We start from the raw sequence: 21,475 nt of genomic DNA, 5'->3' as shown, positions 1-21,475 counted from the left end.
TCTCCCCAAAATCTGTCTTTTACAGACAGTAACTATTTTAATAAAAGAGAATCTACAACTTTTAAAAGATTTTTTTCCCAATTTCTAGCTAAGGGATCTAAACTCACAACTCTTGCTCCTAATTGTTTGGCAATGACTTCTGCTTTTTTTCTGGCAAATTGAGGCTGGATGAAAATAACAGCAATCTTTTTTTCTCGCGCCAATTTAATAATTTCAGCCATTTCTCTTGCACTAGGTTCTCTACCTTTTACTTCAATTGCCATTTGTTTTAAGCCAAAACATCTTGCAAAATACCCCCACGAAGGGTGAAATACCAAAAAAGTCTTACCTTTTAATAATCGTAACTTTTGATTAAAATCCTTTTTTAACTGATCTAAATGAACCAAAAACTGTTCTAAATTTTTTTTAAAAACTGCCTTTTGATCAGGAAAAATTTTAGCCAAAGCATTAAAGGTATTTTTAGCTATTTGCTTTGCCTCATCTAAGCCTAACCAAATATGTGGATCTAGCTCTCCCTTTATAGAAGAATCTCTCTTTTGTACAAACACAACTTGTTCCTCAAGTGGATATTTTTTTATACCTTTATCTAAATAAAAAATTCTTAACTGAGGATTTTGTTGTTTAAACCGTTTTAACCATACTTTTTCAAAAGGGACTCCTATGGCCAAGTAAGCCTTAGCTTTTGTTATCATCTGCATCTGTCTTGGACGTGGCTCATACGCATGGGGCTCTGCTCCAGGAGGAACCATAACCTCTACCTGAAAACCAGATCCTCCTATCTTTTGTACAAAATAAACTTGCGGTTCAATACTTACTACCACCACAGTTTTGGCAAAACTAACCTGACCACAAAATAATGCTACCCCTAAAATTAGGCCAAACAAAAACCCTCTCATTCTCCACACCTCTAATTAATAAAATTTATCTAAATTCCTTAAATCTAATTTAATCCAAGTCAAGACTAAGGGAAAATTATCTAATAAATTTAGTATAAATAAAATATCCTATTTGCAATTTAAATAAAATGTTCTTTCAAAAAATAAAATTATTTTTTGACTTTTCTGATGCTTAGATTAAGGCTTATAATTAGAAGACTTTTTAAAAACAAGGAACATTATCATGAAAACTCTAATTTTTATTTTATTATTCTTTATATCCATGATCTCATTATCTCAAGCAAATTCATACTTTTACTTTCCAGAACTAAATCAGTTCTGTCCCCAAAACACAAAATCTATAACAGATTCTGACATATTTTTTAATAAAGAAATATATGGACAAATAAAAAAATGTACTACGCATATATCTGCATCAAAAATCTTAGACAACCTAAAAAACCTAAATTTCAAAATTCAAGAATCCCCTGAAGAAATTAATGCATATAAAGATATAAATAAAAAATCTACTCTTTGGCTAAGATTTGACAAACAAAATTCTAACATAACTGTTTTATCTCAATATATCTTAATTCCTAATACTCCATTAGAAATAGAAATAAAAGAAAATAAAACACAATATTTCTATATAAAACATAACAAAGATAGCTTCTTAAGTTTAACTTTAGATCTACCTGCAAAAACTGTTGTTAATATTTCTTGTGAATTAAAAATTTATAAAGGAAAATTTAAAAAACATATTTTTTATTCTAAACAATGCGATTCTGAAAGATCTAAAAAATATATTTTATATAACATTCCCCAAGATCCAGGACTTTATTTGTGGAAAGTTGAGTTAGAAGATGCCCAAACAGATAAAGCTAAATTAAGAATTATTTCTCAACAAGAAGCAAAGTTAACACCTATTGCTTTAGGTGACAAAGTAGGAGGTATTCTTATAAAAAACATTACTAATAAAAAAGTAACAGCTGTCCCTGATGAAGGCTTAGATTATGTAGATATCCAGTATCCTTATTTATCCACTATACCAGTAAAGGCAGACACTACCTCAAAAGGAAATGCACTCTTTTGGCTTCCTGCAGGTCGATGGACATTAAGGAGCCATCCTCTTTCTAAAACAGAACAAAGTACTTTAAATTCGTTAGAAGCACATTTAATTCCAGTGTTTCCTGGCCATTTAACTATTGTTAAATGGCCTCTTACAACTGGAGAAATTTCATTCAATAACCACCAAGAAAAATTAAAAATATTAAAAACTTCTATTGGGAAGAAAAAAGCATATCTAGACTTTGCCCTATTTAATTTAAAGGAAAAAAATATTAAGCCAACCTTAAAAGAATTTCAGATTCAGGAAGGTTCATCTTATGGAAAAGCTCTTAGTTTAGAAAGGATAAAAACTCCTTTAGACATTGTGATCTTATTAGATTCTTCTGGTTCAATGAAAAAATCTATTAAAGACGCCCTTAAAGCAACCTCAGATTTCTTACATTCTTTGCCTTCAAATGCCAACATTACTTTAATAGATTTTGATAACAGCCCAAAAATATTAAAAAAAGGAACACCTAAACAAATCTTAGATTCTTTATCACAAGTCAAAGCTAATGGAGCAACTGCTTTATATGATGCTATTAGCTTAGGTTTAAAAGAATTATCTAAAGCCAACAGACCAGCTCTTATTATTTTTACAGATGGCAAAGATTCTAATTATAATGACAGTGGACCTGGTAGTAAAACCACTAAAACAGAAATCTGGGATATGGTAAGAGCAGCCCATTTACCCTTATTCTGTATTGGATTTGGGAAAAACCCTGACGTTGAAACCTTATCTAGGTTAGCATCTCTTAGTGGAGGAAACTACTATAAGGCCCTAAATAAAAAAGCACTATCTCAGGTTTTTAGAAAAATTAAAGCAAATCTCGGTCATCAATGGAGATTAACATATAAAAGGCCTGTTCAAGTTTCTACAGAAAAGCCTGTATTTGCTTTGGTAGTAGATAATAGTGGATCAATGAATATGTCTCCAGAGGAGTGCGATGGATGTAATTATCGCTTAGAAAAAGTCAAACAAATTTTAAAAAACTTTATCCAAAATATTCCTTCAAAAACCTTAATGCAACTTTTTATCTTTAGTGATTATGTAGTAGTAAAACAAGTCTTAACAGATAACAAAGCTGCTCTTTTAAGAGGTCTTTCTGAAATGAAAGAACTTGGTGGCACAAATATATTAGAATCTATTAGGGCAGCTTATACTTTTTTACACTCTGTTACCTCTAATCAAAAATACTTAATTTATATCACTGATGCAGCACTTAAAGTAGAAACTTCTAAACAAGCAGAACTAAATCTTATTCTACAAAAAATTAAAGATGATCGCATTAAGAGTCTTTGGATAGGTATGTTAGACAAAGATAAAGATAATGTGTTTGCTAAAACTGCAAAACTTTCAGCAGGAGAATCAATTGTTGCTCCTACAACCACTTCCTTAGATAAAACTTTAAAAAAACTTAACCAAAATATAAATTCTTTATCTCCAAATAATAAACAGTTTGTAAGACTTACTTATAAACATACTACAAAATTGGGAAAGGTATATTTACTTTCTGATGGGACTTTAGTAGAGACCGTCCAAACTAAAACCAACAACGAACAAAGATCCCTTGAAGGAATTATCTGGGAAAAAGGAGAGCAACTAGCCCCCTACACTGGCAAAGTAGCTAAATTTATTACAGGAAATGCTCTTATAGGAAAAGAAGCACTTGTAAGCAAACGCATCCCTTTAAACATCTCCTCTAAAAACAAAGCAGTTGAAATTACTTTAAAAGAAGCTATTTTTTTCTCTAAGCTAAATGGTCTTACTCCACCTCCAGGAAAACGATTTTTGGCCTTTATAACAACCCTAAAAAACATCTTACCTGCTCAAAAAGTAATAATATATCCTAATGGTTCTTCTTATCCTGCATCTTGGATGTCTGGGAATAATAGACAAGCAGGAAAGACTGTTTTTAAAAAACCAGACTACTTAATACCAAATGCTAAACTTCACTTTTTCTTACGTTGGAATAATCAACAAAATATTCCTCTTTCTAAAGCTACCTATTTAGCTAATACGCCTCTTATCTTACCTGATGATAATAGTATTTATCTCTCTCCACAAAAGCTAATTAAAGGTACATTTATCTTTATAGTTCCAGATAATTTTATGGAGCAAAGCTCTCTCCACTTTTACGATACTGCCTATGGCCACATAGATTTGCCCATAAGTGGAATAATTAAACAAACCAAAGAACAAATCAAAAAACTTCCTCATAAAGTTAAGGGAAAATTATCCACAACTTTTTCCATTCATATTAAGGGGAGTATAGACAAAACAAAAATCCAAAATATTACAGCCTCAAAGGGGAATGTATTCCGCATATTAGATTGTGTGTTAACTTCTAAAATACAAGCTCATCTAGCCATTAATCCCAAGAAAAGACTATTCCTATCTATCTCTACTAACAATGGCGATTTTTTCTTTAAACTACATCCATTGACGCAAACTATTCCCTACGGATTATATACTTCCAGGCTTATTACTCCTGGTTCTTATAATCGTTTGCGTTTATTATTTGAAATCCCTAAAGGTTTAGCTAAGTTACCTGCAAGTTTAGTTATAGATTTAAAAGGAGGGCCTGTAATTCTACCTTTAACTCCCAAACATTCTTCAACTAAACCATCTTATCAATTAAAAATAAACAACAAAAGTGCTACCTTATTTATCAATAACATATATCTATTAAACAGTTTCAAAGAATTTTCTTCAGGATTACTTTTGGATATAAGTCTTAAAAATAATTTAAATGCCACAACTACATTTGAAAATGTGTTAAGTTTAAAATTAACACCTAGTGCTAAAAAACGGTTAAGTAAACTTGGTATAAAAATAAAAAAACAAAAACATACTGAAAGCAAAGGGTTAGCAAGCTTTGGACAAAATATGAGTGGCTCGAAAATTGGAGATATTTTCCCCTCAGAGTTCCCAGAATACCTTTTAGGACTTACCTCAAATAGTTTGGTATTTAGGAGTCAAAAAAGACGTGGATTTATCTTCTTTGATTTACCCCCAAAAACATTCCCTAAAGATTGGGTTATAACTTCTCCCATATTTGGGAATCTTAAACAACAAATTACACAGCCGTCTAAATTTAAAGAACGTAATCTTCTTACCACTTATACCAATTACTCTAAAGACAATGAAGATTTTGATACAAAATTATCTGAACTTATAGAAAATATAACCCAAAAACGTCATGCCCAAAACTTTATAAAACCAGGGAAACAAGCTCCTTGTTCAGCCACAACTTTAGATGGAACAGCTCCCCAAGGGACAAACATCTCTCCTCCCTCGCAACTATTAGCAGGCGGAGAAACATGGAAACAAATAGACTCCTTAGATAAGTTAAAATCCACTCTACGGGAATTAAAATTTGTGCCTTCTCAGAAATCTCCGTGGCAAATAGTATTTTCTCCTGAGGCTGTTTTTACTCAAAAATGGTATACTGAAAATGAAGCAGCGTATATGGCTGAGCTTATTTTAAATAAAAAAGGTATAGAAACAATTAGAAAAAAAGCATTGCTCTCCAATAAAGGAAAACAGAGCCTACGCAAAATAGCTAATACTAATATCTCCTTATCAGAAGAATACAGTGTTCCTATTGTAGAATATATAGATAAAAATGGTAAACACTCTCTAATCTTCCCATTTTTTAAAGAAGAGAAAAAGATTTCTTCCTTTATCAAAAATACAAAAAAAGATATCTCATCTGATATACCAAATGTAAATATAGAAATACTTGTTGAAGCAAAGTCATGTTTGAGCAGTGAACAACAATCTTTAAAAGATATTACAGACGCTTTAGGAAGTGGAGAACAAAATGATCTTCAGCAATTTATTCTGTTAAACCAAGATATTAATTTAAAAGATACCAGTTTAGACTGTCTTGATCTAGGCTTTATAGAAACCATAGAACCAAACAAAGGAAAAGTTATTAAAGCAATTTTAGATTCTCCTTTAGGTAGAAAAATCGGCCAACAAAGTTTAATTTTATCAGAATACCAACCTGTAAGCATAACCATCAATATTTCCCTTCCAAACTCTACTTATACAACTACTCGTTACCTTGACCCCAAAACATCTTTAAATCATTTATTTTTTGTATTGGGAATAAATTCACCAGACCTACCCCAAGAAAGTATTCAAAAATTAAATAAATATTGGCATAAAAAACATAGTTCTACTAAGAAGCCAAATATAATCTCTAGCCTTAAATGGCTAGGGCGAGGAATTATTTATCGTTTTATAGGAGCTCAAACTAAATATGAACTTAATCTAACAAATAAACTTGGACTTTACTTGTCGAGAGCAAACCATCCTAGAATACTTGTGGTTACTGCCAAACTAAATGAAAATGGACAAGTTAATACGTCTCTAGATTTAGTCCAACCCTATCCCAAGATATATGGCCAAGAAAATAAAATACATACATTTAATATTTTAGCTGGGTTATTTTATACCTCTTTAGAAGCAAAAGCAGTTCCTAAAGGATTAAGTGCATTAAATCTATTGTCTTGCCTACCAAAACAAAGTCAATTAATTTTGATTCCTCAAAATAGTATCTCAGAATTTATAGAAATTCTAAAACAAAAAAAATATCCTTATAAAATTTTAAATCACTTTAAAAACACTCAAAATTACATTCTTTTCCCCTCTATACCTCTTCAAGTAAATAACAAATATAGAACAGCATGGTTTGAAATAGATCCATATAATTATAAAGTTATGTCCTATCTTGACTCTGGAGAAAAAGGAGCTGTAGAAACCGTAGTTTCTCAAGATATAACCATGATCACAGATTACATGGTAGGTGCTTGGGTTGGGTTACAAGTATCTGTTTGGTCAAATGCTGGATTTTCGCTCATGCTTGATGATTACAAAGAGATTCAACTCCAAGCTCACAATTTTGCCAGACAAATGGCTGCTGTTCTCTACCAACATCCATCAGATATTAAATCCTTTGCTTATAACTCTTGGAAAATCAACAAGGAACTTAATTTTAAATATCAAAACTTCACAAAAGAAGAATTAACTAAATCTTTTGCTCAAGACGGATGGACAAGTGGAGATATAAGAGATTTAGCAATTGATCCTGCGTCATGGAATAAAAAACTCGGAGACAAAGAGCTGGAACTTGGTTTTGCTCGTGGATTTAAAGATGCTGTAGATTGGTATTTTGAACATTAGAAAAATAAAAAAATTTTTTCTATGCCCAGTTGTAAAATGTCAAGCAATCTTTATTTTGCTCCTTAAAATAAAAAAGCCCTCTCTTAGAGAGGGCTTTTTATAAAAGTTATTATTTTGTTTGTTATCTATAACGAAAATATTTTTTAGGAGTATTTTCACATAAAAATTTAACTGCTTCATAAATACAAGTACGAATAGCCTTTTCCATTGGAGTATTAGCAAAGCTACCTAAATTTCCACCCAAACTACCTCCACCAGTTAACACACTTAATGCTCCTGTAACATTTACATCTTTTGCCTCACCCCGTACAGTAGTAGCAGCTAAAATTTCAGAAGTTTTAGTATCAATAATACGTATATCCATAGCTAAAGAAGACTTCTTAAAACTTCCTTTTAAAGAACTAAAAATCTTTCCATAGTCACCAAACAAACCTCCACTACTACCAGAAGTTCCAGGATCCCAACCTGTTACTGCAGCCACTATAAGCAAATCAGCTCCTTTAAAATGACCTTTTTTTACTCCACTTTTATCTGTCCAACCTTTTTTCTGAAGATTTATTTCCTTTGCCAAAACATCTAAATTTTGTCTCTCCAACACCTTAAAACGCTTACTCTGTACCATTGCTGTAGTTAACATATCTCTTAAAGCCTTGGCATAGCCTGATTGCTCTGGAGTCTCTTTAATAGAAATATTGCCAAACATAGAGCTACTAATAGTAGTCTTAGTTCCTCCTTCTCCTACTTTCCACTCAAACTTAGCAACTGCTACTTTTGCTTTTGGCCCATTATAAGGCGGCAAAAGTTCTTCCATTTTATTTACTGTTTTGGCTTTAGGCTCTACAAATTTCTCCATACAACCACTTAAAACCAATCCAATAACCAAGCTAAAAATTATAGCTCCAATCCCCCTAACTTGTCTTAGCATCTTTCCCCTCCTTAAAAATTTTTTAATATCCTATATCTCCAGAATCTTCTTCCATACCACCTCCAGGCATCATACCGCCTCCTTTGGGCATCATCATTCCGCCTGAAGGAACTTTTGCATGTTTAGTAGCTTTATAAATAGCCTTTAAATCAAAATGTTTAATTAAGGATAAAGCTTCTTTTTCAGGAATATACTCATAATTCACTACAATAGCACAATTCTTACTAAGATGCACTAAAATACCTCCACAAGGAGAACAGTCTACTCCTCTACATACTGAGGCCTTAAATCCCTTTACTTTTGTTTGATAAAAATATCCATTAGAACCTTTTGCATTGTTAAACATTTGATGAGTAGAAGCTGGGACAGCTCCTAAAAAAATCGCCACTGCAAATCGTTTTTTTTCATTTCCTCCTTTAAAATATTCCCTAGAAGCTGTAGTTGTTCCCATCACCCCTGTAAAACCATCTGGCTCATCTCCAACATATCCTGGCAAATCTACTAAAAAAGGGATCAAATCTTCATGCGTCATGGCAAAAGAATTAAAAGAAATTCCCAGCATGAAGAAAAAACCTAACCAAAACACCCACCTTTTTGCCATATCTTATCCTCCTCTTTTAAACTTAACAAAATATGTAGATGAATTCAGATAATGTGTCAATTATCTACCACACTAACTACCAAAGATACTGTTTAATCTCTTACCTTTTCTTGATCTCCATTTATATTCAATTAAACATGTAGTTAAATAGCATTATATTTCTATGTTTAATTTTCCAAAACAAACGCAAACAAACTTGACGAAATAATTTTATAATTTTATTTAAAAGGAAAGAATATATAATCATTATGCTAAAACTACCTTTCTTTGACCTTTCTCTTTCGCAAAAATGTCTTTTACTTTTAGAAGACAAAAAACTCAACGGCCAAATAATTAAACAATATTATTTTCAAAGAGAATCTTTTTTAGATATTTTTCATCGACTGTGTAATGAAAAAAATATTGACGAAGTTGATATTATAAATTTTATAATAAAATTATTTTATGTTTATATATATCCATACAAAATCAAAGAGACACTGACTTTAGAAAAAATATCTCTATTATTTGAGCAATTTATTTTTAGAAGACAAGGGTGTAAGGTTTTATCAAATAAACAAAAATTAAGAAAAAAATTACTTTCTCTAAGTTTCTCTCTTGCAATGATAGCTGACATTTGCAAAACAGCTCATATAGCAAAAGATATTCTTCTTTGTTCACTAACACATACTTCTCAATTTTTAGGTATTGATATTGGATCTGGTTCAGGAATACTATTATTGTTACAATACATTTTAGCCAAAAGAAATAAATTTGACCAAATTTATTTATATGGAATAGAACGAAATAAAAATGTTCTAAATAAAACAAAAAATTTTTTAGAACATTTAAATATCAAAGTATATCTTTTAAATAAGGACGCTAAACAAAAAGATATTTACCAATTATTTAAAAACAAAAAGATTTCATTTCTCTGCAATGAGACTCTACCAGGTATGGGAGTAAGATTATGGAAAGAGGATTTTATTACTATAAATAAAGTATTGTTTCAAGAACTAAATAAAGAATTAGATAATACAAAATTTTTTCCTAAAAAAGTTTTAGTAATAGATAAAAGAAAAACAACGCAACTGATTTTAGAGCCAAAAAATCAATTTTTATCTAATACATCTCTCCCATTAAACTTATTTTATACCTATGCCATTTACTTAGAAAACAACTTTTTCCCTTTAAAAAAAATTGGACTAGATTTTAAAAAATATTTAAATCCTGGGTGGGAGCCATATTTAAATCTTCGGTGGTAGTAATTCTCTAAGATATATTTATCAGTGGACTAGTGAAAAGGAGGAAAAAATGACTTTTTTTAGAGGGAGAAGACTTAGAAAAACGCAATCCCTAAGAGATATTGTTCAAGAAACTTGGCTCAGACCAGAAGATTTAGTTCAACCTTACTTTGTAGTAGAAACAAGCGATAAAAATTTTAGCAAAGAAATTACGTCAATGCCTGGGCAATTTCAACTTTCTTTGTTTAAATTAGAAGAAAAAGTGACAAAAGCAGTAGATAATGGTTTAAAATCTGTAATCTTATTTGGTATTCCAGAAAAAAAAGATGAAATAGCTTCAGAGGCTTATAATCCCAAAGGAATTGTTCAACAAGCTGTCCATAAATTAAAAAGAAAATTTCCTGATTTAGTAGTAATAACAGATGTATGTCTATGTGAATACACTTCTCACGGACATTGTGGTATTATTGAAGATAGGCATGTCCAAAATGATCCTACTTTGAAACTTTTAGCTAAAACAGCACTCTCCCACGTAAAGGCTGGGGCAGATATTGTAGCCCCATCTGATATGATGGATGGAAGAGTCAAAGCCATTCGAGAAATTTTAGACAAGCATGGATTTATTGAAACTCCAATTATGTCCTATGCTGTAAAATACGCATCTTCTTTTTACGGTCCTTTTAGAGAAGCAGCTGAAAGTACACCCCAATTTGGAGATAGAAAATCATATCAAATGAATCCAGCTAATAGTAATGAAGCCATATTAGAAGCTAAGGCAGATTTTACAGAAGGTGCTGATATTATCATGGTCAAACCAGCTCTACCTTACTTAGATATTTTGCAAAGACTTAAAGATTCTTTATTTTGTCCTCTAGCAGCCTATCAGGTAAGTGGAGAATATGCCCAAATTAAGGCTGCAAGCTTAAATGGTTGGATAGATGAAAAAAATGTGGTTTTAGAAAGTTTGATCTCAATTAAAAGAGCTGGAGCAAATCTTATTATAAGCTATTTTACAGAACAAGTCTTAAAATGGCTTTAAAAATTAAAAGACTCTGGATATAGTCCAGAGTCTTTATTAATTGTATTAACTAGCCTTTTATCCTTCCACGATATTTTTCTGTACTTATCGTAAAACGGGATACCTTATTTTCTACTGTAAAAAAATTACACAAATCCTTTATATTACCAGACTGCCACACTAGTGAGTACTGATATTTTAACATATAATATATATCAGTATAATTTTAGTAATAAAAAATAACTATAGTCAGTCATACATTTTACTTCTCATACTTTATGATATATGAAACACGAGACAAAAAATGTGCTTTCATCTAAAAAAACGATCCTTTTATCGAAAAAAAGTTTTATTTTTAATATATTTAACCAATGCTTTTCAAAAATTAGCAAAAAAATATTTTAAATAAGGTTCATACTATGAATAGTTTAAAAGTAAATAAATTGCGTAGAGGAGTATGTCTTGTCTTTTCTAATAAAGAAGTTTGGTTTGTTGATGTTTTTGTATCTAGATATAGTTTTTTATATGAAAAATCAGAGAGAGTAATAGATATCCTCAATGGAAATTCGTTATTTTTGCCTGTAAAAGCTAAAAATAATGATATTTTTTTAATAAATAAAAATCATTTATTACAGGTTAAACTTAGTAAAGACGACTTGTCCTTAGAGTTTGATGATTATATTTTAACTTCTTCTACAACTAAATTAAGGCAAGTCAAAGTTTATTTAAACTCAGGTAATGTTTTATGCGGATATATTATGTTGGAATCCTTAGAACATACACTTAGAGTTTTAGATTATTTAAACATGACAAAACAATTTTTTCCTCTTTTTACAGAAGAAAATATAATCTATCTTAATCGTTCAAAAGTGGTATGGTTGAAGGAAAGGACAAGTGATTAGGTTAAAATTAGAGATAATATCATCAGAAATACCTTTTAACTTCATATTAACAGGTCATATTAACAGGGTTGCTACCATCTCCCCTGATAAGCTTCACCAATATATCCCGAATTTAAAGAGTGGAAAAATGGAAAGACCTAAACTAAAGTGTTATTTTAGAAAACACAATCTCTGATATTCCCAAAATCAAAAAAATATATTTATAAGACCTAGGTTTTTAACTTTTTAACACCCTTGACAAACAAAAAGGGGATACACCAAGAAGGTGTATCCCCTTTTAACTTCACTGGTCGGGATGAGAGGATTTGAACCTCCGACCCCTTGAACCCCATTCAAGTGCGCTCCCAGACTGCGCCACATCCCGATAGCTCAACCAAATTAATCATTTAGATACAATTGTCAATCTTATTTTAGCTCACTCTACAAAAGTTAACGCTACTCTAACTAATTCCAAATAACTTACGAGAATTGTATTCAGCTTGTTTTCCCATATTCCACTGTTTAACAGGGCGATAATAGCCAACCACTCTAGTATAAACTTCTGCCTCTTCTCCACATTTAGGACAAACAAAATGCTCTCCCTCTAAATAACCATCATTCTTGCACACAGAAAATGTAGGAGTAATAGAAAGATAAGGAAGTTTAGTATTAGACAAAGCCTTTATAATAAAATTACACAACGCATCTTTATCATAAACTGCTTCACCTAAGTAGGTATGAAACACTGTTCCTCCTGTATATAAAGGCTGTAGTTTATCTTGATGATCTAAAGCTTCAAAAATATCTTGCGTAAAATCAACAGGTAAATTGGTGGAATTAGTATAATAAGGAACTCCATTTCCAGAAGTAAAGATATTAGCATACAAAGATTTATCAATCTTAGCTAAACGATAACTAGTACCTTCAGCAGGAGTTGCCTCTAAATTATAAAGATTTTCTGTTTCTTCTTGAAATTTTCTAGTCAGATCTCTTAAATGTTCAAGCACTCTTATCATTAACCGTGTTCCTTCCTCTGTCTCAATACCTTTACCCAGCAAGTTCATACAGGCCTCATGTCCTCCTACTAATCCGATTGTACTAAAATGATTTTTATATCCTAGTTTTAAATATCTCTTAGTAAAAGGAAACATATTTTTTTCTAAATTGTCTGCAATAAGTTTTCTTTTAAACTCTAAAGATTCTTTAGCTAATTCTGCATACTCTGTAATTAAACTTAGGAAATCTTCCTCATTTTGGGATAAATAAGCTAACTTAGGTAAATTTAAAGTAACTACTCCAATAGAACCAGTAAGATCGCCTGCTCCAAAAAGACCTCCTGTTCTTTTTCTTAATTCTCTTAAATCCATTTGTAATCTACAACACATGGAACGAACATCTTCTGGCTTCAAATCTGAATTAATAAAATTTTGAAAATAGGGTGCACCATATTTACCAGTAAGCTTTAAAATCAATTCCCCCACCTCACTTTCCCAAGGAAAATCCTTGGTTACGTTATAGGTAGGAATTGGAAAACTAAAAATGCGACCATGATAGTCTCCTTCCAACATTACCTCTAAAAAGGCTTTATTTATCCATTCCATTTCTTTTACAAACTCACCATAAGTGCTATCTTGAGGTTTTCCACCAATAATAATTGCTTCTTTAGCAATATGGGGAGGTGGGACAAGATCAAAGGTCAAATTAGTGAATGGAGATTGTCCACCCCATCTAGAAGTGGTGTTCAAATTAAAAACAAATTTCTGAATCGCTTGCTTTACCTCATCATAAGTCAATTTATCATAAGCAATAAAAGGAGCTAAATATGTATCTACATTATTAAACGCTTGAGCTCCTGCCCACTCATTCTGAAGAGTGCCCAAAAAATTTACCATCTGGCCTAAAGCAGAATCAAAATGTTTAGCAGGTCCAGCAGAACATCTTCCTTCTAAATTAAAGCCTTCTAAAAGAAGATCTTTTAAGCTCCAACCAGCGCAATAACCTGCTAAGCCAAAAGAAAGGTCATGAATGTGAAAGTATCCTAAATTATGAGCTTCTCTAATTTCTTGAGGATATTTCTCTAATGCATACCTAGCCTGAACAGACCCTGACAGATGAAGCATCAAGCCCTGGAAGGAATGAGATAAATTAGCATTTTCATTAACTCTCCAATCTGTTTTATCCATATATTCATCAATAATCTTACATACATCTAAAAAACTTTTTTTCTGTTCCCGAATCTCTCGTCTTTTTTCTCTATAAATAATATACTTTCTAGCTACATCATAAAGTCGGTTCTCCATCAGCACAAGCTCTACCATATCTTGAACTTGCTCTTGATCTGGCACTTCAATATTTGTGAGTTTAGCTTCGACCTTTAAAGCTAACCTTTTTGCTAAAAGCGGATCTTTTATTTGACTTGCTTTAAGAGCCTTTAAAATAGCTCCTGCAATTTTATCTACAGACCATGTTTCCAATCTTCCATCTCGTTTCCTAATTTGCTTGGGCATTTTAAATCCTCCTCTAAATTTTTGCTCACTATTTTTATTTAAAAATCAGATTTTTTTCAGACGGTTCTTTATATTCTTGTAGAATCAACTCAAAGCCTTTAGGTAAATATTTCTTTACTATTTCTATATCCTTTTCCTCAAGCAAAGGCACTTTGGTTAAACGAAATAAAAATTTATCATGATTTTTGCTTGCTAAACTAAAAATCTTTTTCATCTTAAAAGCAATTTCCGCAGGGTCAATATTCTTTCCTACAAGCTTAGAATACTTTTCCCATGGTCCTTTTACATCTACTGCAAATAAATCTACAAGCTCTTTTGTCAAAAGCTCTTCTATAATCTCAGGTCTAAAACCGTTACTATCAACCTTTACCCCATAGCCTATTTTTTTTAATTCAAAACACATCTCTCCTAAATAAGGAAGTAAAGTAACCTCTCCACCAGTCAATACCACTCCATCTAACCACTTTTTCTTTGCTCTCAAACTAGAATAAATCTCATTCCAAGATAAGGAAGGTAAATTCTGACCACCCTTGGCAAGCTCAAAGTTATGACAAGTAGGACAGGCAAAATTACAACCCGAAAAAAATAATACTGAGGAAACCTTTCCAGGCCAATCAATTAAGCTAAAAGGTAAAAAACCTTTTAACTCTGGTCTATAATGCACGCTTTAAACCCTCTCATTTTAAAAATAAGCTTCACATCAATTTACTTTATATTAACCAAAAAAATACCTTTTGGGCAAGTAAAATAAAACTAACTATTTAAGATACTTAAACTCAACCTACTGAAATAACTAGATATATTTTAGTAATAATTATTGTTTTTATAAACTTAAAAAGACTCTTGTTTAGGTTAAAATAGACTCTACAGAATTTTCAGAGGGCTAAAATAAATTGTAAAGACCAAAGGCAATATACTAAAAGAATTTATCTTCTAGGCCAGGACTTACCAAACCTGGTTCATTAAAAGGACCTAAAAAACAAGGTTGTGCATTTTTCACTTTTACTTTTCGGCCACAAATCTCTATTCTCTTCTCAGCCAACCAAGAAATTGCCTGAGGATATATTCTATGCTCCCATTTTAAAATTCGTTCTCCTAAAGTATTACCATCATCTTCTGGCAGAGCTGGAACAACCGCCTGAATTATTATTGGACCATGATCCATCTTTTCATCTACAAAATGCACAGTACATCCTGAGACTTTTACTCCATACTGAGCTGCTTGCTTTTGACCATGTAATCCAGGGAAACTTGGAAGTATTGCTGGATGAATATTTAAAATACGCTGAGCAAAGCTCCTTACAAAATAAGGAGATAAAATTCGCATAAAACCAGCTAAAATTACTACTTTAGCCCCTGCATCTTCTATTTCAGATACCAATCTCTTTTCAAAATCTTCTCTAGAAGAAAACTTAGTGTGTTCTATTACAGTTCTCTTTAATCCATGTTTTTTGGCTCTTTCAAGACCATAGGCTTTTGGATTATTGGAAATAACTACCTTAATCTCAGCCTGCAAAGCACCACTTTCTATTTTATCAATAATAGATTGCAAATTTGAACCACTACCAGAAATTAAAACAGCAATAGGAAGCATACATTCTCCTTTTAATCTATATAAAGTTATTTACAATGGCTTTAACTAATCCATCTATAGTATACTCTTGAGCCTCAATAGATGGGTTGTACCCATATTCTTGTAGGGTTTTAGAAGTAATAGGACCAATAGAAGCAAATTTTATTTGCCTAAGCAAATCTTCTTCTTTATTATCCTTACCAATTAAATGAAAAAAATTCCTCACTGTTGAGGAACTTGTAAAGGTAACCAAATCTATTTCTTGTCTTTTTAAAGAATCCAAGAGCTCTTGTTTTTTATCTTCTGCCAACACTGTTTCATACACAGGCAACACTTTTATCCTTGCACCTGCTTTCTGAAGTTCATTGGGCAAAACTTCTCTTGCTTCTTTTGCTCGCGGGATAAGAATATGTTTATTTTTTATGCCCAATTTTAAAAGACCATCCACTACTTCTTCTGCTACATACTTATCTGGGACAAAGTCAGGATAGATTCCTTTCTGAATCAGAGCCTCTTTAGTAGCTGGGCCAATGGCAGCTACTTGCAAGCCCCCAAGAGCTCTGGCATCTAAATGAGCTTCTCTAAGTACTTTCCAAAAAAATTTAACCCCATTTACAGAAGTAAATATCAACCAATCAAAGAACTCTAAATTAGCCAAAGTTTCATGTACTTCTGTATAATCTTTTAAAGGAACAATTTTAATAGTAGGACACTCTAAAACACATGCGCCCAACTCTCGAAGCCTTGCTTTAAGAGCACTAGCCTGTTCTCTTGCGCGAGTAATTACTATTTTTTTCCCAAGTAATGGTCTTTTTTCAAACCAATCCAAAACAGGTTTTAATTCAACCACTCTTCCAACTATAATTAAGGATGGGGGACGAAAATTTTTTTCTTTAGCTTCTTTTACTACTGAGCCTAGAGCAGAAACCATAGTCTTTTGTCTACAGGTAGTTCCCCAATGCACCAAAGCAACTGGCATGTCTTTATCCATGCCTGCAGCAAGTAAGTTCTCAACAATATTGGGCAAATTCTTAACTCCCATAAAAAAAACAAGGGTACTTCTACTTCTAACCAAAGCTTCCCAATCTATAGCACTTTCTTTCTTTTTAGGATCTTCATGTCCTGTAATAAAAGATACAGAGGAGGTATAGCGTCTATGGGTAAGAGGGATACCAGCATACGCTGGTGCAGCTACAGCAGAAGTAACCCCAGGAATTACCTCAAAATCAAGCCCGTGTTCTACAATTTCTTCAGCTTCTTCTCCGCCTCTGCCAAAGACATATGGATCTCCACCTTTTAATCTGGCAACAATTTTTCCTGCCAAGGCTTTTTGAATTAAAAGCTCATTTATTTTATCTTGAGGTAAAGTATGATCACCGCCCTTTTTCCCTACATAAATAATCTCAGCTTGAGGACAATAAGTTAAAAGTTCTTCACTAGCTAAATAATCGTATACTACTACATCTGCTTGCTCTAAAACTTCTTTAGCCCGTAAGGTAAGCAAACCTGGATCTCCAGGTCCTGCTCCAATAAGATATACTTTGCCTTTTTGTCCTTCTCTTTTTTTATCTTTATCCTTCATTTAATTTAACCCACTTTTTAAAATTTTTCTAAACTCTAACTATTTTAACCTCTTTAATTTGTCATATAAAAATTCTAGCTTTACTTTTTTATCTTCTAACTCTGCTTTTTTTGCCTTTTCTTTTTCTACAACCGCTTTAGGAGCTTTATTCAAAAAAGAGTCATTACTTAGTTTTTTTTCTACAATATTAAGGTCTTTTTGAATTTTATTTAATTCTTTTGCCAATCGCTTCAACTCTGCTTCTATATCTACCACATCTTTTACAGGCACAAAAAACTCATACCCCTTAACTACAAAAACAGCAGCTCCCTCAGGTTCTTTTAAATCGGTATCCAAATGGACATCATTTAATCTAGCTAAAGTTTCTATGTATTGCTGATGACTAAGCAAAAAGTCTAAATCATTTTTCTCTTTTACTCGTCCCCATAAAGAAAGTTTTGTACCCAAAGAAATACCAAGTTCTGCTTTTATATTTCTAACCCCAGAAATAACTCCTTGCAAAAACTCCATTTGAGTTTGGACTTCTGGTTTAACAAATTCAGGCCTAAAGGGAGGAAAACCTAGTTTAGCCAAATTTTTTTGCTTAACTCCAGGAAGATAAGTCCATATCTCTTGGGTTACAAATGGAATAATCGGATGTAATAAAATTAAAATCTCTCCCAAAACCTGCCTTAAACAAGTTTGGGCGATATTCTTTTTCTCTTTTTGCTCTCCATACAAAGCTGGTTTAATTAATTCTAAGTACCAATCACAGAATTCATGCCAAACAAACTGATATAAGCTTTGAGCTGCTTCATTAAAATTATAACTTAAAATAGAGTCTTTTACCTTTTGTTTCACTTCTTCTAAACGATGTAATATCCACTCATGAGGTAATCCAACCACCATTTCTAAGTCATAATCACAATTATCTTCTAAATTCATTAAGGCAAACCTTGCAGCATTCCATATTTTATTTATAAAATGTCTATAACCTTCAATCCGTTCCTCACTAAGTTTAATATCTCTGCCCATGGCAGCAAATGCTGTTAAGGTAAAACGCAAAGCATCTGTTCCATATTTTTCTATTATTACCAAAGGATCAATTACATTCCCTTTAGATTTACTCATCTTTTGTCCTTTGGCATCTCGAACTAAAGCGTGAATATAAACGTCTTTAAAAGGAACATCCTTCATAAAATGGAGTCCCATCATCATCATTCTAGCTACCCAAAAAAACAAAATATCAAATCCAGTAACTAGAGCAGAAGTGGGATAAAAGATCTCTAATTCTTTTGTTTTCTCAGGCCAACCTAAAGTGGAAAATGGCCATAAAGCAGAAGAAAACCATGTGTCTAATACATCTTCTTCTTGCCAAATTTTTTCACTTCCGCAATTAGGACAGCTAGTTAAATCTTGCCTTGATACACTTAACTTTCCACATTCTTCACAAGTCCAAGCAGGTATTCTATGCCCCCACCAAATTTGGCGAGAAATACACCAATCTCTTATATTATCTAACCATTCAAAATATGTTTTTGTCCACTGCTCTGGATAAATCTTAGTTTTCCCTTCTGCTACTGCATCTCTTGCTCTCTTAGCCAAAGGACCTACTTTAACAAACCATTGCTTAGAGACATATGGCTCTATAACTGTATTACATCTATAACAATGTCCCACACTGTGTTTATATGGCTCTTGTTTTACTAAAAAACCTTTTTGTTTTAACACGTCTACGATTTTCTTTCTACACTCAAATCTATCCAAACCTGCAAATTCGCCAGCATCCTCTGTCATTTTCCCCCAATCATCTATTACCTTTACACTTTCTAACTTATGTTTTCTTCCCAACTCAAAATCATTAACATCATGAGCTGGAGTTACCTTAAGGCAACCTGTTCCGAACTCCATATCCACATAAGCATCACCAATAATAGGAATCTCTCTATTTACCAATGGTAAAACTACTTTTTTACCAATAAGATGACTATAACGCTCATCTTTAGGGTTTACAGCCACAGCTGTGTCTCCAAGCATTGTCTCAGGTCTAGTGGTGGCAATAATAACTTCTCCTGAGTCATCTTTTAAAGGGTAACGTAAATAATATAACCCACCATCTACGTCAGAATACTCTACCTCCAAATCAGCTAAAGCAGTATGGCATCTTGGGCACCAATTAATTATATAATCTCCCTTATAAATAAGTCCTTCTTCATATAACTGCACAAAAACCTCTCGCACAGCTTTGGACAAGCCTTCATCCATAGTAAACCTAAGTCGCGTCCAATCAACAGATGCTCCCAATTTGCGTACCTGATTTAAAATTTTCCCCCCATATTCCTCTTTCCACTCCCACACTCTATCTATAAACTTATCTCTACCCAAATCTTGTCTAGTTTTTCCTTCTTTGGCTAAAGCCTTTTCTACCACATTTTGAGTAGCAATACCTGCATGATCTGTACCTGGAACCCAAAGCACATCATAACCTATTTGACGATGAAACCGACACAAAATATCTTGTAAGGTAATATTTAAAGCATGCCCCATATGCAAAGTACCTGTAACATTAGGAGGAGGAATAACTATTGAATAGGGCTTTTTAACTTCTTCTACTTTTGGAGAAAATGTTCTTTCTTCTTCCCAAAAAGAAATCCACTTATCTTCTACTTGCTTTGGTTCATAACCTTTGGGCAATTCTCTGTCTGGCATTACTTACTCTCCTTCTATAAATAATTGGTATTTTAAACTCATAAAAATAACCTAAACCTCTTTTGGTTATTTTGCCTTGAACAAAAAATCAAGAAAGAACTACCAATAAATTAAGTTTAAGTCATTTAATAGTAGAAGAAAAAACACAGCGAGAGAGAACTCTCGCTGTGTAAAGGTAAAAGAAGTGGATAAGTAGAGGTTTTTAGAAGGGAGGCAGTATGCTATATCCTAAGAATCCTTTGGTTGTGTAGCGAATACCTACATAAAAAGCCAACACTACAAACAATCTCTTCAACCAAATGTCTGGAATATATTTGGAAGTCCTTGGACCAATCACTGATCCTACTATTATTCCTAACAATTCCACTCCTATTAAAGGCCAAAATACAGGAGTACCTTTAACAAACATATAAGAAAATATACTTGTAATCATACCTATCAATACTGCTAATGCTGAAGTTCCTGCAACCAAATACATGGGCAAACCTGCAACACTAGTCAAAAATGGTACTAATAAAAATCCACCACCTACTCCCAAAAAGGAAGCTATTGCAGCAATAAAAAATCCACCAACTACTGGAATCAATGGATTAAAAGAAAATTCTACTCCATAAAATGTAAATACTACTCTGGTTAAACTAAATGACCTTACCTTTACTCCTAACTCACTCTCATCTATCTGAGCACCTTCTTTTTGCTTCTTCACACTCTCCTGAAATGCTTTGGCTGCCTCTTTGGCCTTCTTCTTCTTAGCCTGACCTGCTGGAGTGGTCTCGTAAAATAAATAACACCCCAAAAACAACACAAATAATCCAAAATATCCAATATATTGCTTTAAAGAAATCTTACCAGCTGTAATTACTGGTACCAAATAACTACCACTAATAGATCCAATGGCTAACGCTAATCCCAACGGCAATACAAGTCTGCCCATCTTCCAATAATTAAATGATGATATTGCTGCACTCGTACCTACCAACCATTGGTTAGATACCCTAATTGAGTCCGTTAATACCTTATTTAATACTGGAGATGTCTTCTTAAAGGTAGAGGCATAGTTGCCTAAACCATACACCGTAATATGACCAACTCCTGCCATTATCCCACCAAATGCTCCTACTGTAGAAAATATCCAACCTACCCATATGGCCCAAAAAAAACCAACTATTAAATTAATCTGAGGAGCTCCTGGTATCCCTAAATAACCCTTTGCTGCCCCTTCATTAATCATCCCCGCTCCCTCTCCCTTAGGAGCCTGCGCTATCGCTTCACCTAACCTGTCCGCTAACGCAGGATGACTA

The 21,475-nt window shown here is 32.7% G+C and carries 13 protein-coding genes and 1 tRNA gene; 4 read left to right on the top strand and 10 right to left on the bottom strand.

The genetic code is table 11. The annotated features are described in order from the left end of the window. Window positions 1-32 precede the first annotated feature (32 nt). Window positions 33-896, bottom strand: a complete 864-nt coding sequence (locus tag BLP60_RS05995; RefSeq protein ID WP_092064962.1) for a metal ABC transporter solute-binding protein, Zn/Mn family — start codon at window positions 894-896, stop codon at window positions 33-35. Window positions 897-1,119: 223 nt separating this feature from the next. Between BLP60_RS05995 and BLP60_RS05990 the strand changes: the two genes are divergently transcribed. After that, on the top strand, window positions 1,120-7,176 hold the full coding sequence (locus BLP60_RS05990; RefSeq protein WP_092064959.1) for a vWA domain-containing protein: 6,057 nt from the start codon (window positions 1,120-1,122) through the stop codon (window positions 7,174-7,176). A gap of 121 nt (window positions 7,177-7,297) precedes the next feature. On the opposite strand, the gene BLP60_RS05985 is transcribed toward BLP60_RS05990, so the two are convergent. Further along, complete coding sequence (locus BLP60_RS05985; RefSeq protein WP_092064956.1) at window positions 7,298-8,101, bottom strand: CsgG/HfaB family protein; 804 nt, start codon at window positions 8,099-8,101, stop codon at window positions 7,298-7,300. A gap of 22 nt (window positions 8,102-8,123) precedes the next feature. Then, window positions 8,124-8,702: a hypothetical protein gene (locus BLP60_RS05980; RefSeq protein WP_092064953.1), complete on the bottom strand. Its 579-nt coding sequence runs from the start codon at window positions 8,700-8,702 to the stop codon at window positions 8,124-8,126. A gap of 248 nt (window positions 8,703-8,950) precedes the next feature. On the opposite strand from BLP60_RS05980, the gene BLP60_RS05975 reads away from it, so the two are divergent. From BLP60_RS05975 to BLP60_RS05965, 3 genes are all read left to right on the top strand, one after another. Then, window positions 8,951-9,946 (top strand): hypothetical protein, encoded by a 996-nt coding sequence (locus BLP60_RS05975; RefSeq protein ID WP_092064950.1) that lies wholly within the window; start codon window positions 8,951-8,953, stop codon window positions 9,944-9,946. A 49-nt stretch (window positions 9,947-9,995) separates the two neighbouring features. After that, on the top strand, window positions 9,996-10,964 hold the full coding sequence (gene hemB / locus BLP60_RS05970) for a porphobilinogen synthase (RefSeq protein WP_092064947.1): 969 nt from the start codon (window positions 9,996-9,998) through the stop codon (window positions 10,962-10,964). Between the two features lie 398 nt (window positions 10,965-11,362). Next, window positions 11,363-11,845 (top strand): hypothetical protein, encoded by a 483-nt coding sequence (locus BLP60_RS05965; RefSeq protein ID WP_092064944.1) that lies wholly within the window; start codon window positions 11,363-11,365, stop codon window positions 11,843-11,845. Window positions 11,846-12,132: 287 nt separating this feature from the next. On the opposite strand, the gene BLP60_RS05960 is transcribed toward BLP60_RS05965, so the two are convergent. The 7 genes from BLP60_RS05960 to BLP60_RS05930 form a co-directional block, all read right to left on the bottom strand. Continuing rightward, window positions 12,133-12,209, bottom strand: a tRNA-Pro gene (locus BLP60_RS05960). A gap of 76 nt (window positions 12,210-12,285) precedes the next feature. Next, entirely contained in the window at window positions 12,286-14,331 is a 2,046-nt protein-coding gene (locus BLP60_RS05955) for a ribonucleoside triphosphate reductase (RefSeq protein ID WP_092064941.1), read from the bottom strand. Between the two features lie 34 nt (window positions 14,332-14,365). Then, window positions 14,366-14,995 carry an anaerobic ribonucleoside-triphosphate reductase activating protein gene (locus tag BLP60_RS05950; RefSeq protein ID WP_092064938.1) on the bottom strand — a complete coding sequence of 210 codons (630 nt, stop codon included), beginning with the start codon at window positions 14,993-14,995 and terminating at the stop codon, window positions 14,366-14,368. Between the two features lie 252 nt (window positions 14,996-15,247). Then, complete coding sequence (gene purN, locus BLP60_RS05945; protein WP_092064935.1) at window positions 15,248-15,925, bottom strand: phosphoribosylglycinamide formyltransferase; 678 nt, start codon at window positions 15,923-15,925, stop codon at window positions 15,248-15,250. A gap of 16 nt (window positions 15,926-15,941) precedes the next feature. After that, window positions 15,942-17,486, bottom strand: coding sequence for a uroporphyrinogen-III C-methyltransferase (gene cobA, locus BLP60_RS05940; RefSeq protein ID WP_092064932.1), 1,545 nt, complete (start codon window positions 17,484-17,486; stop codon window positions 15,942-15,944). A gap of 39 nt (window positions 17,487-17,525) precedes the next feature. After that, complete coding sequence (locus BLP60_RS05935; RefSeq protein WP_092064929.1) at window positions 17,526-20,174, bottom strand: valine--tRNA ligase; 2,649 nt, start codon at window positions 20,172-20,174, stop codon at window positions 17,526-17,528. Between the two features lie 202 nt (window positions 20,175-20,376). Continuing rightward, window positions 20,377-21,475, bottom strand: a 1,099-nt coding sequence (locus BLP60_RS05930; RefSeq protein ID WP_092065416.1) for a sulfite exporter TauE/SafE family protein, incomplete at its 5' end; no start/stop codon positions are given.

Origin of the sequence: Desulfonauticus submarinus, assembly GCF_900104045.1 — a bacterium.
GTDB lineage: Bacteria > Desulfobacterota > Desulfovibrionia > Desulfovibrionales > Desulfonatronovibrionaceae > Desulfonauticus > Desulfonauticus submarinus.
The sequence above is the reverse complement of the archived record's forward strand: the minus strand, read 5'-3'. Positions and strand labels throughout refer to the sequence as shown.